The sequence below is a fragment of the Micromonospora sp. NPDC049282 genome (assembly GCF_043197045.1).
Lineage (GTDB): Bacteria > Actinomycetota > Actinomycetes > Mycobacteriales > Micromonosporaceae > Micromonospora.
The window spans coordinates 37,871-50,761 of sequence record NZ_JBICSL010000016.1; the positions used below are offsets into that span (position 1 = coordinate 37,871).

Below are 12,891 nucleotides of genomic sequence, written 5' to 3' on the forward strand. Positions count from 1 at the left end.
GTTCGACGTATGTCGCCACGGATCCACCTCCCGAGCGGGTGGGTGACCTTCGTGTTCACCGACATCGAGGGTTCGACGCGGTTGGCCCGCATGCTCGGCCCGGTCTACCGGCCGGTGCTGACGGAGCACCGCCGGCTGCTGCGCGACACGCTCACCGGCACCGACGGGGCCGAGCTGCTGACCGAGGGCGACTCGTTCTTCCTCGCCTTCCCGGACGCGGCCGCCGCGGTGCACGCCTGCCTGGCCGCGCAGCGCGCGCTCGCCGCCCACGAGTGGCCGAACCCCGATGCCACGCCCCGGGTGCGGATGGGGCTGCACACCGGTTACGCCGAGCCGCGCGACGGTGAGTACGCCAGCCCGGAGGTGCACCGGGCGGCCCGGGTGGCCGCCGCCGCGCACGGCGGTCAGGTGCTCTGCTCGGCCGCCACCGCCCGCCACGCCGACCCGTTGCCCGACGGCGCCTCCCTGCTCGATCTCGGCCTGCACCGGCTGCGCGGCTTCGACGACCGGGAGCGGTTGTTCCAGCTCGTCGCGCCCGGCCTGGAGCGGCGGTTCCCGCGCCCGCGTACCGCCGACGCGGCGGCGCACAACCTGCCCACCCAGGTCACCTCGTTCGTCGGCCGGCACTTCGAGCGGGCCGAGCTGGGTCGGCTGGTGGAGGCGTACCGGCTGGTGACCGTGCTGGGCGCGGGCGGCGCGGGCAAGACCCGGCTGGCCGTGGAGCTGGCCTCCGGGATCGTCGAGAACTATCCGGACGGGGTGTGGTTCGTCGACATCGCCGCGGTGACCGACCCGGGGCTGGTCGCGTTCGAGATCGCCGCCGTGCTGGGCCTCCGCCCGGAGCCGGGCCGGCCGATGGTCGACACCCTGGTCGAGTACGCGGCGCCGCGCCGGATGCTGGTGGTGCTGGACACCTGCGACGCCCAGCCGGCCGCGTCGGCCGAGGTGATCTCCCGGCTGCTGGCCGGCGGCCGGGGGGTGCGGGTGCTGGCGACCAGCCGGGAGTCGTTCGGGGTGCCGGGCGAGGTGGTGTGGCGGATCCCGCCGCTCTCGGTGGACGAGGGCCCGGGGGGCGGCGGGAGCGACGCGGTGGCCCTGCTGCTGGACCGTACGGCCGCGGCCCGGGGTGGCCGGCCGCCGCACCCGACCGAGCAGGACGACCTGCGCCGGGTGGTGCGCCGGCTGGACGGGTTGCCGCTCGCCATCGAGCTGGCCGCGGCGCGGCTGCGGGTGCTCTCCGCCGGGCAGTTGGCCGAGCGGCTCGACGACATGCTGGGCACCCTGGACGCGGGGCGCGACTCCGCGGAGCCGCCGCCGGTGGAGGCCGGCTGGAGCGGCAACCAGCAGGACACGGTCGATCTGGTGGCCGCCGCGACCGGTTCCGCGCCACCCACCCCGGCGTCCCGGGCGGTGCAGCGGTCGGCCAGCGAGCGGCACCTGACCATCCAGGCCACGGTGACCTGGTCCTACCGGACGCTCGGCGCCCGCTCGTCCCGGCTGCTGCGCTGGATGGCGGTCTTCGCCGGCCCGGTGGACCTGCCGACCGTGCAGTGGTTGCTCGACGAGGACCCGCTGGATCCGCTGTCGGTGTTGGTGGACAAGTCGATGGTGCTGGCCGAGCCGCACGCCTCGGGCAGCACCTACCGGATGCTGGACCCGATCCGGGCGTACGCGGCGCGCCGGTTGATCTCCGCGGGCGAGGAGCAGGCCGCCCGGGACCGGCACGTCGCCTGGTCCCGGCACGCGCTGGACCGGGCGCACCTGGGCCCGGACGGCCGGCCGGTGACGCTCTCCCTCTACGCGTTGGACCCGCTGGCCGGCGAGTTGCGGGCCGCGTTGCGGTGGTGCGCCACCGGCGGCAGCGCCCGGTCAGGGCTGTACCTGGCCGGCGGGTTGGACCAGTGGTGGCGCGAGCGTGGGCTGGCCCGGGAGGGGCGGCTGTGGTTGTTCCGGCTCTACGGCCGGATCGCCGAGACCGGCGAGGAGATCCCGGAGGCCGAGCTGGCCGCCGCCTACCACATGCATTCGCTGCACGCGGGCGCGGACGGGGAGTTCGCCGAGGAGCTGCGCTACTCGCAGCGGGCCGAGGCGGCCGCCCGGCAGGCCGGCGACCTGGGGCTGCTGGCCCGGGTGCTGGCCGGCCGCGCCGCGCCGCTCGTCGACATGGGCCAGTTCGCCGAGGCGGAGCGGGTCTGCCGTGAGGTGCTCGACTGGGCGTACGCGCAGGACGTGGTCGGCGACGCGCTGCTCGCCGTCTACAACCTGGCCGAGCTGCTCTGGCGGCGGGGTGCGCTGGAGGAGGCGGCCGAGGTGCTCGGCGCGGCCCGTCCGGTGGAGGCGGCGCGCCCGGTGGAGCGGGGTCGCCGGTCGGTGGACATGTTGCTGGGCCTGGTGGCGTTGGGCCGGGGTGACCTGGTCGCGGCGCACGAGCACCTGTTGGTGGCGTTGCGGTCCCGGATGAGCCACGGCTATCTGGGCCAGGCCTGCGACACGATCAACGCGATCGCGGTGCGGTGCGCGCTGGCCGGGGACGCGGTGGCCGCGGCCCGGCTCTTCGGCGCGGCGCAGGCCACCCGGGCGAGCCTACGGGCAACCCCGGGCATCTTCGAGCCGTACTGGCTGGCCCGGCAGGCGGAGCTGCGACGAAACCTGGGCGACGAGGCGTTCGACGCGGCGTACGGCGCGGGGGCCGGGCTGCGGCTGGACGAGGCGGCGGCGCTGGCGCTGCACGTGGAGCATCCGGACCTGACGGCCGACTCGTTCTGGTTCGGCCCGTCCGGGTCGCGCCCGGCGGCCGAGCCGCGCAGCACCGCGGGCTGAGCGCACCTCACCCCAACCTGCGCGAATTCCCGGAAAGAGTGGCTGTCCAGGCCCGGGCAGCCACTCTTTCCGGGAAACCGGGTGGGTCGGGTGGGGTCAGCCGCGGACGGCGGCGCGGCGCTCGGCGTCGGCCTTCATCCGCGCGGCGCGGTCGATGTCGGCCTGCTTCACCGCGGCGACCGAACCGAAGACGCTGACCGCCTGGTAGTAGGTCCAGGCGAGGCTGTAGCAGGCGGGCCGGACGACCGCGTTGTAGGTGGCGCAGACCCGCTTCAGGTCCTCGTAGAACGCGCTGTCCAGGCGGGACTTGTTGGCCGGGAAGATGCCCATCGCCTTGTGGTTGCGGTAGCCGAAGTCGTGCCGGTAGCAGGAGAGGTTGAAGGAGAAGCCGAGCGGGTTGTCCGGGCTGGACGAGCAGTAGTCGGTGGACCAGTCGAAGCCGTACTCGGTCCAGGGCGCCCGGTTCAGCCGGGCGCTGTTCCAGGCGTTGTAGCTGGAGGCGCTGGTCTGGGTCCAGGAGGAGAGCACCGAGAGCTTCTGGTCGGTGCTCACCGCGGCGGCGGCCGGTGAGGCCAGGCCGAGCACGGTGAGCAGGGCGATCAGGCCAGCGGCGAGGGTGGTGGCGAGGCGTCGGGACAAGGCGGACCTCCGCGTGGTCGGCGTCGGAACGGGCGCTCCGGGGATCTCCGGATTTCGAAGATTGTCGATCAATGCGGTGACGCCGGGGGATGGCTCGGGCGGTCACTTGCTGACATCCGCCCAAACAGACGAATGACTCCCGGGGGCCGAGCCGCCTATGCTCGCTTACGAGTAATCGGCGGCGAGGAGGTCGGTCGTGGCGAAGCGGCGCCGGGTCGGCAACCTGCTCGCGCTCGCCGTGCTCTCCGTGCTGGTCGAGCGCCCGCGCCACCCGTACGAGATCGCCACCGTGCTCCGCGAGCGCGGCAAGGACCAGGACATGCCGATCAAGTGGGGCTCGCTCTACACGGTGGTGGCGAACCTGGAGCGGCACGGCCTGCTCGCGGCGGTGGAGAGCGGGCGGCAGGGGCGGCGTCCGGAGCGGACCGTCTACCGGATCACCGACGCCGGGCGGGCGGAGCTCGTGGACTGGACCCGGGAGCTGGTCGCCGTGCCGGAGCGGGAGCACCCCCGGTTCGAGGCCGGCCTGTCCGTGCTCGGCGCGCTCACCCCGGCCGAGGCGACCGAGTTGCTGCGGCAGCGCCTCGACCGGCTGACCGAGCAGCTCGCCGCGCAGCGGGCCGCGCTGGCCCGGCACGCCCGCGAGGTGCCCCGGCTCTTCCTCGTCGAGGCCGAGTACGACCTGGCCGTCCGCGAGGCCGAGGCGACCTGGGTGCGCGGGCTGCTCGACGAGTTGACCACCGGTTCGTTGCCCGGGCTGGCCGCCTGGCGGGCCTGGCACGAGACCGGCGCCATGCCGCCCGAGTGGGCGGAGCCGGCGGAGAGGGGGACCGAAGCGCACTGACCCACGGACCCCGGCGGGGTGCGGTAACACCGCCGCCGGGGCCCTGACCTGCGAACCGATACCGCGGGAACGGCAACCCGGCCGCAAGGTGGCAACCGCAACGATAACCGGGCGTCCGTCCCCGGGTCGGTTCGTGCCCGCACGAATCGAGACGGAGGAAGAGATGGGTACGAAGGACCTGCGCGCGCCCAAGCGCAAGATGATGCCCGAGATGGAGGGGGCGGCGGCCCGCTGGTACGCCCGCAACCGCGGCTCGGCGGCCCAGTTGGCCGAGTACCGCCGGCAGGCCGCCGGGTTGGCCGCCGGGCTGCCGGACGGGGCGGCCGTGCTGGAGGTCGCGCCCGGCCCCGGTTACCTGGCGATCGAGCTGGCCCGGCTCGGGGCGTACCGGATCACCGGGTTGGACGTCAGCCGGACGTTCGTGGCGCTGGCCGGCGAGGCCGCCCGGCAGGCGGGCGTGGCGGTCGACTTCCGCCAGGGCGACGTCCACGACCTGCCGTTCCCGGCGGGCGCGTTCGACCTGGTGGTCTGCCAGGCGGCGTTCAAGAACTTCGTCCGCCCGGTGCGGGCGCTGGACGAGCTGCACCGGGTGCTGCGGCCGGGCGGCCGGGCGGTGATCCACGACCTGCGGGCCGACGTGTCGGCGGCGGACATCGAGCGGGAGGTGGCCGGGATGGGGTTGGGTCGGCTGGACGCCTTCTGGACCCGCTCGGCGCTGCGGATGCTGCGCCGGCGGGCGGTCACCGCCGACACCTTCGCCCGGCTCGCCGGGGCGAGCGCGTTCGGCGGCGCCGAGGTGGACCGGGACGGGGGGATCGGCCTGGAGGTCCGGCTCACCCGGGCCGGCTGAGCCGTGCGGAACGCCCGGGGCTCCACGGCGGGAGCCCCGGGCGTCACCGGTCAGCGGACGAAGCGCGGCGGGCTCGCCGGGCTCTCGTTCGCCAGCCGGTCCAGCGCCGTCACGTAGTAGGTGTAGCGGTTACCGGCGACCGCCGTGCTGTCCACCCAGGACCGGGTGGCGCCGTCGGTGGCCCGCACGGTGCCGACCAGGTGGGACGCGTCGGCGAAGTCGCAGCGTCCGGCCAGGCCGAGGCCGTCGAACCGGTAGATCGCGTACGAGGTGGCGGTGCCGAGCGGGCCCTTGCCGTCGGCGGGCTGCCGCCAGCTCAGCCGCACCCCGTCCGCCTCCCGCTGGGCCTTGGTGACCACCGGGAAGAGCAGCGGCTTGTGCGGCAGGTGCGTCATGGTCGGCACCAGCGCCGGCCGCGAGTAGTGCTCGGCCGCGTAGATGTCGGTGGCGCCGAGCCGGTTCGCCCGTACCTGCACGGCCGAGAAGTGCACGTTGCCGAGCACCTCCGGGTACGACCGGTTCAACGTCAGGTGGTTCGACAGCTCCTGCGGGTTCATCCAGTACGACCCGTACGCCGGGTCGCCGCTCTTGTAGTCGGCCTGGCCGATGTAGAGCTGGACCCGGGTGCCGCGCACCTGCTCCGCCCACCACGGCACCAGGCGGGCGTAGTCGGCGGCCGGGTACTGGCCGATGTACCAGTAGAGCTGCGGCACGACGTAGTCGATCCACTCCTCCTTGATCCACTTGCGGGTGTCGGCGGAGATGATGTCGTACGACTGCGAGCCGGTGGTGTCCGAGCCGTTCGGGTCGGCCGACGCGTTACGCCAGATGCCGAACGGGCTGGCCCCGAACTTGACCCACGGCTTGGCCGCCTTGATCTTGGTGTTCATCTCCTGCATCAGCAGGTTGATGTTGTCCCGCCGCCAGTCGGCCTTGTCCGTGAAGCCCCGGTTGTACTGGGCGAAGGTGGCGTCGTCGGGCACCTGGTGGGTGCCGCTCGGGTACGGGTAGAAGTAGTCGTCGAAGTGCACGCCGTCCACGTCGTACCGGTTGACCGCGTCCATCATCGCGGTCTGGACGAACTCGCGGACCGCCGGGATGCCGGGGTTGTAGTAGAGCCGGCTGCCGGCGACGCCGGCCGGCGGGTAGGCGAAGACCCAGTCCGGGTGCGCCCGGGCCGGGCTGTCCGGCGCGAGCTGGGACAGGTCGGCGCCGGCGCCGCCGGGGGCCGGCATGGAGACGCGGTACGGGTTGAACCAGGCGTGGAACTCCAGGTTCCGCTTGTGCGACTCGGCGACCAGGAAGGCCAGCGGGTCCCAGCCCGGGTCCTTGCCGCGTACGCCGGTCAGGTACTCCGACCACGGCTCGTACGGCGAGGGCCAGAACGCGTCCGCGGTCGGGCGGACCTGGACCACGACGGCGTTGTGGTTGAGCTTCCGGGCCAGGTCGAGCCAGCCCAGGTATTCGGCCTTCTGCTTGGCCACCTGGTCCGGCGCGGTCCAGGAGTCCTTGCTGGGCCAGTCGATGTTCGTCACCGAGGCGATCCACATGGCCCGGAACTGCCGCTTGGGGATGGCCGGGTTCGTGACGCAGTCGGTGGTGTCGGTGGTAGTCGTCGCGTTCGGCGCGGCCTGTGCCGGGGCGCCGGCGACAAGCGCGCCGAGCAGCGCCACGGCCAGCGCGGCTGCCCTGAGCGGAGTTGCCTTCATGCGGTGCGGTCCCTTCGTCGGGTCCGGGGGCGGACGGTGGCGTCTTCGGCAACATTCGCCGCGATAATTACGCCACCGGTAGGAAACTTTCATCAATCCCGATCCGGCGCAAGCCCCCCGGGCCACACCCCGGATCGTGACCATTCCGACACCCGGTGTACTGGATTGGGGAAGCGGAGGGGTGGGTAGCTTGGCCGACCACGGACCGCCGACGCGGTGGTCACACCGTTGGCGGAGGTGATCCATGTCAGTCCTGCGGACCAAGCCGATCAAGGACGTACTCGCCCAGGGCGACGCCGACGGCGAGGACGGCAAGCCGGGGCTTCGGCGCCGGCTCGGCCCGGTCGACCTGATGGGCTTCGGCATCGGGATCGTGATCGGCACCGGGATCTTCACGCTGACCGGCGTCGAGGCGAAGAACAGCGCCGGCCCGGGCGTGGTGATCTCCTTCGGCATCGCCGGCGTGGTCGCGCTGCTCGCCGCGCTCTGCTACGCCGAGCTGGCCTCCAGCGTGCCGACCGCCGGCAGCGCCTACACCTACGCGTACGCCACCATGGGCGAGATCGTCGCCTGGATCATCGGCTGGGACCTGCTGCTGGAGTTCGCGCTCGGCGCGGCGGTGGTGGCCCGGGGCTGGTCCGGCTACCTCGCCGACCTGTTCGGCCTGCCCAGCGCCTGGTTCGCCGAGGAGGGCAGCATCGTCAACCTCGGCGCGATCGGCATCGTGCTGCTGCTCGGCGTGGTCGCCATCGTCGGCATCCGCGAGTCCGCCCGGGTCACAAACGTGCTGGTGCTGGTGAAGGTGGCGATCTGTGCCTTCGTGGTCATCGCCGGACTGTTCTTCGTGAAGGCGGCCAACCTCACCCCGTTCATCCCGTCCAGCGAGCCGGCCGGCGCCGGTGACGACGGCATCAAGCAGCCGGTCACCCAGGCCCTGTTCGGGCTGGAGCCCTCCGTCTTCGGCTTCGTCGGGGTGCTCACCGCCGCCGCGGTGGTGTTCTTCGCGTACACCGGGTTCGAGGCCGTGGCGAACCTGGGTGAGGAGACCCGCAAGCCCAAGCGCGACCTGCCGCTGGGCCTGCTCGGCACGCTCGTCATCTCCACCGTGCTCTACATCGGCGTCTCGCTGGTCGTGGTCGGCATGGTCAAGTACACCGAGATCGACGAGGGCGCGCCGATCGCGTCCGCGTTCCGGGCGGTCGGCGCCGGCTGGGCCGCGACGCTCGTCTCCATCGCCGCCGTCGCCGGCCTGACCAGCGTGATCCTGGTCGACCTGGTGGCCATGGGCCGGATCGGCTTCGCCATCGCCCGGGACGGGCTCATCCCGCCGTCGATCGCCAAGGTGCACCCGCGCTGGGGCACCCCGTACCGGATCGCCGCGATCATGACGGTGGCGGTGGCGCTGCTCGCCGGCTTCCTGCCATTGTCCGCGCTGGCCGACCTGGTCAGCATCGGCGCGCTCTGCGCGTTCATGCTGGTCGCGATCGCGGTGCCGATCCTGCGCAGGAAGCGCCCCGACCTGGAGCGGCCGTTCAAGGTGCCGTTCTCGCCGGTGCTGCCGATCCTCACCGCGCTGGCCTGCCTCTACCTCAGCCTCAACCTGTCGGTGGAGACCTGGGTGCGGTTCCTGGTCTGGATGGCGCTCGGCGGGATCATCTACTTCGGCTACGGGCACCGCAAGAACCGGCTGGCCCGCCGCGAGCACGCCGAGGACACCCCCGAGCCCGCCCCCACCCCCACCCCCACCCCCTGACCCGGCCTGACAGAAGGAAGGGCCCCCTCTCAACACTCGGTGTCGAGAGGGGCCCCTTCTATACCGGAGGCGTCAAGAAGGGGCCCCTCCTTACCGCTGCACCTCGCGGAGCGGGCCGCGTAGGGACGGCTTGCCGTCGGTCCAGACCAGCTCGTTCAGCCACACCTGGCGGCCCGGGTCGGTGGTGCCCTCCTGGCCCGGCGGCCAGGCGTGGTAGAGCAGCCAGGTGCGACCGTCCTGCTCGACGATCGAGGCGTGACCCGGACCGGTGGCCACGTCGTTGCTCTTCAGGATCGGGTTCTCCGGCGCCTTCACGCACGGCCCGGTCGGGCCCTCGCAGACCGCGTAGCCCTCGGCGTACGTGTCCTTGTCGTAGGCGTTGGCGGCGAAGAACAGGAACAGCTTCCCGTCGTGCCGGTGGAAGAACGGGCCCTCGATCAGGGTGCCCTCCCACGGCTCGGTCTGCCGCAGCAGCTTCGTCGCCGGGCCGGTCAACCGCAGCCCGTCCGGCGAGAGGCGTTGCGACCAGAGCCAGGTGTCCACCCCGATCGCGTTGCCGTCGTTCTTCCACAGCAACCACAGGCTGCCGTCGGTGTCCCGGAACGGGCTGGCGTCGATCGAGCCGCCCAGGTCCGGCTGGCAGACCAGCGGCTTGTCGGAGTCGTCCGCGTACGGCCCCAGCGGGGTGTCGGCCACCGCCCGGCCCAGGCACTGCCGGCCGGACGCGCGGTCGGCGACGGTGTAGTAGAGGACGAAGCGGTCCGCGGCGAGCTGGATCGCCTCCGGCGCCCAGGTCTTCCCCGCGTCCGCCCAGTCCGGCAACTCCGGCAGCGCGTCCCCGGCCGGCGTCCACTCGACCAGATCGGGTGAGGTCAGCACCGGGACGTTCTGGCCGCCGGCATTGGTGTGGAACAGGTACCAGGTGTCGCCGACCCGGATCGCCTGCGAGTCGGGGGCGTCGGTCCGGACCACCGGGTTGGTGAACACGCGCGCGTCCTCCGGCGTACTGGATGGGGCGGGTCCGCTGGCGCAACCGGCGAGCGACCCGGCGATGAGCGCGGCGAGCAGCGGCGCGGTGGCCAGGGCCACCGCGCCGCGACGCCTGGTGAACGGGCCGGTCATCCCTTCAGGCCGCTGCGGGAGACGCCCTGGATGACGTGGCGCTGGGCGAACACGAACAGGATCAGCACCGGCACGCTGGCCAGCATCGCACCCGCCATGATCACCGGATAGTCGGTCACGTACGCGCCCTGGAGCAGGCCCAGGCCCGCCGGCAGGGTCAGCCGCTCCGGGCTGAACAGCACGTACACCGGCCAGAGGAAGTCGTTCCAGTTGGTCAGGAACGACAGCACCGCCAGGGTGGCCAGGGCCGGCTTCGACAGTGGCAGCAGCACCTGGCGGAAGATCTGCCACTGGTTCGCCCCGTCCAGCACCGCGGCCTCCTCCAGCTCGGCCGGGATGGAGAGGAAGAACTGACGCAGGAAGAACACCCCGAACGCGCTCGCCGCGCCGGGCACGATCACCACGGTCAGCGTGTCGATCCAGCTCAGCTTCTCGGCGATCAGGAAGTTCGGGATGATCAGCGAGGTGGGCGGCAGGAAGAGCGTGCCCACGATCAGCGCGAACAGCACCTTACGACCACGGAACCGCATCCGGGCCAGGGCGTACGCGGCCATCGACGCGGTCACCAGCACCAGCAGTGTGTGCAGGCTGGCCGCCAGCATGCTGTTGAGGAACCAGCGCAGCACCGGGTTGGCGGCGTTGTTGACGATCTGGTCGTAGCCGTAGGTGGAGAACGGGTTCGGCAGCCAGCTCGGCGGATCCTGCTGGGCGTCGTCGTAGGTCTTCACCGACGTCAGCAGCATCCACACCAGGGGCGTCACGAAGATCGCGGTGATCAGGAGCAGTACGGCGTAGCGCACCACCTGACGCACATTCGACATGGTCGTCCCCTCAGTCTTCCCGGTAGCGGAACAGCCGGAAGTTGACGATGCTCACCACCGCCAGCATCAGCGCGAAGAACACGCTCATCGCGGCGGCCCGACCGGCGTCGTAGTCGCGCAGGCCCTCGTCGACGATCCGCCAGACCACGGTCCGGGTCTGCTCGCCCGGCGCGCCCTGCGTGATCAGGAATGCCTGCCCGAAGACGTTCGCCGAGGCGAGGATCGTGGTGGTGAAGACGAAGAGCATGACCGGGCGCAGGCCGGGGATCGTCACGTGGCGGAACCGGTCCCACCCGCCGGCCCCGTCGACCTTCGCCGCCTCGTACAGCTCGGCCGGGATGTCCTGCAAACCGGCCAGGTAGATCACCGCGTTGAAGCCGCAGGTCCACCAGACGGTCACGCCGACCAGCGAGACGTAGGCCCACGGCACGTCGGTGACCCACGGCGTGTCCGCGGGCAGCCCGGCGGCGCCGAGCAGCCGGTTGACCAGGCCCAGGTTGGCGTCCAGCAGGAACCGCCAGAGCAGGCCGATCACCGCCACGCCCAGCACGTACGGGGCGAAGAACGCGGCCCGGAAGAACGTGCGGCCGGGGAAGGAACGGTTCAGCAGCAGCGCCAGCCCCAGCGGGACGACCACCAGCAGCGGCACCGAGAACAGCGTGAAGATGCCGGTGGCCCGGACGCTGGACCACCAGTCGCCGTAGATGGCCGAGTCGCTGGAGAACAGGTCCTGGTAGTTGCCGAGCCCGATGAACGGCCGGTTGGGCAGCTGCAGGTCCCACTGGTGCAGGCTGATCCAGAGCCCGAACACGATCGGCGCCAGACCGAAGACGCCGAACAGGATCAGGTACGGCGCGAGGAAGAGGTACGGCGTCGCCCGGTGGCCGCGTTCCGTCGCGCCCCGGCGACGGGTACGCCCCGCCGGGGGCGGCGCGCCGTCACGCGCCGCCCCGACCTCGATCACGTCCGCCACGACGGATCAGTTCCCGTACTTCTTGCGGTTGTCCTCGAGCTGCTTGTTCGCCTTGGCCACGCCGTCGTCAAGCGCCTGCTTCGGCGACTTCTTGCCCAGCGCCGCCTCGTTGAAGGCGCTGTAGAAGGTCAGCATGGTCTCGCCGAGGCCCGGGGCGGCCGGCGGGAACGCCGCGTACTCCAGCTCGGGGGCGAGCGCGTTGACCTCGGTGAGGGCCTTGAACTCGGCGCTCTCCCGGACCGCCTTGCGGGCCGGCACCTGGCCGCCCTTGGCCCAGTCCAGGGAGTGCTGGCTGAGCCAGTTGATGAAGACCTTCGCGCCGGAGACCTTGTTCTCGTTCGACGAGCGCTGCTTGACGATGGTGAAGTTGTGCGAGTTCGCCCAGGCGGCCTGCTGGCTGCCGATCTGCGGCAGCGGCGCCACGCCCCACTGCACGTTCGCGCTCTTCTTCAGGTCGTTGATCTGCCAGATGCCGTTCCAGTTGAAGGCGTTCTTGCCGCTCTTGAACGCCAGGTAGTCGGCGTCCTGGCCGACGTTGGCCGGCGAGTGGCCCTGCTTGATCAGGTCCACCAGCCAGGTGCACGCCTCGACCGCCGGGTCGGAGTTGAAGGTCGCCTTCGCCACCTCGTCGTCGAAGAGCTTCCCGCCCCACTGGTGCAGCAGGCTGTAGAACGTCATGCCGCCGGTGAACTGGAACGGGCTGACCCAGAAGCCCTGCACGCCCGACTTCTTCAGCTCGGTCAGCGCCGCGGTGTACTCGTCCTTCGTCGCCGGCGGCTTGTTCGGGTCCAGGCCGGCCTTCTGCATGACGGCCTTGTTGTAGTAGAAGCCCAGCGGGTGCATGTCCAGCGGGATGCCGAACCGCTTGTCGTGGTAGAGGCCGCCCTTCCACACGGTGGGGGCGAAGTCGCCCTCGCTGAGTTCCAGGTTCTTGGCCACGTCGTCCAGCTCGCTGATCGTGCCCCGGGCGGCGAACGTGGCGAGCTGGTCCATGTGCATCACCGCGATGTCCGGGCCGTTGCCGCTGGAGACCGCGCCGGGGAGCTTGCTGTAGTAGTCCTCCCACTGGTAGGTGACCACGCTGACCGCGATGTTCTGGTGCTCGCTGTTGAACTGCTGCACCAGGGTCTTGAAGATGTCACCGTCGCCGCCGGTGAAGCCGTTCCACAGCTTCAGGTCGACCTTCGGACCGGTGTAGTCCTTGCCGCCGTTCCCGGCCGCGCCGGACTTGTCGGGGCTGCTGCTGCCGCCACCGCATCCGGCCAGCGTCAGCGAGGCCGCCGCGCCGAGGCCGACGCCGAGGCCGAGCAGGCGCCGCCGGCTCATCTCGTTCTGGATCATGCGAACTCCTTGGGGGACG

Annotated in this window: 10 protein-coding genes; 4 read left to right on the forward strand and 6 right to left on the reverse strand. The window is 71.8% G+C overall.

Features of this window, described 5'->3' with window-relative positions; all coding sequences use genetic code 11:
* Positions 1-9: 9 nt before the first annotated feature.
* Entirely contained in the window at positions 10-2,820 is a 2,811-nt protein-coding gene (locus ACGFI2_RS23660; protein WP_393520742.1) for an ATP-binding protein, read from the forward strand.
* Positions 2,821-2,916: 96 nt separating this feature from the next.
* Here ACGFI2_RS23660 and ACGFI2_RS23665 read toward each other — a convergent pair whose 3' ends face one another.
* Entirely contained in the window at positions 2,917-3,459 is a 543-nt protein-coding gene (locus tag ACGFI2_RS23665) for a phospholipase (protein ID WP_393520744.1), read from the reverse strand.
* A 196-nt stretch (positions 3,460-3,655) separates the two neighbouring features.
* Here ACGFI2_RS23665 and ACGFI2_RS23670 point away from each other — a divergent pair, with 196 nt between their 5' ends.
* Both ACGFI2_RS23670 and ACGFI2_RS23675 read left to right on the forward strand, forming a co-directional pair.
* Positions 3,656-4,303, forward strand: a complete 648-nt coding sequence (locus ACGFI2_RS23670; protein ID WP_393520746.1) for a PadR family transcriptional regulator — start codon at positions 3,656-3,658, stop codon at positions 4,301-4,303.
* Between the two features lie 163 nt (positions 4,304-4,466).
* Complete coding sequence (locus tag ACGFI2_RS23675) at positions 4,467-5,153, forward strand: class I SAM-dependent methyltransferase (protein ID WP_393520748.1); 687 nt, start codon at positions 4,467-4,469, stop codon at positions 5,151-5,153.
* Between the two features lie 50 nt (positions 5,154-5,203).
* Here ACGFI2_RS23675 and ACGFI2_RS23680 read toward each other — a convergent pair whose 3' ends face one another.
* The gene (locus ACGFI2_RS23680; protein ID WP_393520750.1) at positions 5,204-6,862 is read right to left on the reverse strand and encodes a glycoside hydrolase family 10 protein; all 1,659 of its coding nucleotides are present in this window, start codon (positions 6,860-6,862) and stop codon (positions 5,204-5,206) included.
* A 244-nt stretch (positions 6,863-7,106) separates the two neighbouring features.
* Here ACGFI2_RS23680 and ACGFI2_RS23685 point away from each other — a divergent pair, with 244 nt between their 5' ends.
* Positions 7,107-8,615: an amino acid permease gene (locus ACGFI2_RS23685; RefSeq protein ID WP_393520752.1), complete on the forward strand. Its 1,509-nt coding sequence runs from the start codon at positions 7,107-7,109 to the stop codon at positions 8,613-8,615.
* 90 nt (positions 8,616-8,705) lie between these two features.
* Here ACGFI2_RS23685 and ACGFI2_RS23690 read toward each other — a convergent pair whose 3' ends face one another.
* From ACGFI2_RS23690 to ACGFI2_RS23705, 4 genes are read right to left on the reverse strand one after another with little or no spacing between them, the layout of a single operon-like run.
* Positions 8,706-9,737, reverse strand: a complete 1,032-nt coding sequence (locus ACGFI2_RS23690; RefSeq protein WP_393520754.1) for a glycoside hydrolase family 43 protein — start codon at positions 9,735-9,737, stop codon at positions 8,706-8,708.
* A complete protein-coding gene (locus ACGFI2_RS23695; RefSeq protein ID WP_393520756.1) occupies positions 9,734-10,558 on the reverse strand; it encodes a carbohydrate ABC transporter permease in 825 nt (274 codons plus the stop codon). Before ACGFI2_RS23695 ends, ACGFI2_RS23690 begins: the two co-directional genes overlap by 4 nt.
* A 10-nt stretch (positions 10,559-10,568) precedes the next feature.
* The gene (locus ACGFI2_RS23700; protein ID WP_393520758.1) at positions 10,569-11,531 is read right to left on the reverse strand and encodes a carbohydrate ABC transporter permease; all 963 of its coding nucleotides are present in this window, start codon (positions 11,529-11,531) and stop codon (positions 10,569-10,571) included.
* A gap of 6 nt (positions 11,532-11,537) precedes the next feature.
* On the reverse strand, positions 11,538-12,872 hold the full coding sequence (locus ACGFI2_RS23705) for an ABC transporter substrate-binding protein (protein ID WP_393520760.1): 1,335 nt from the start codon (positions 12,870-12,872) through the stop codon (positions 11,538-11,540).
* Positions 12,873-12,891: the final 19 nt, after the last annotated feature.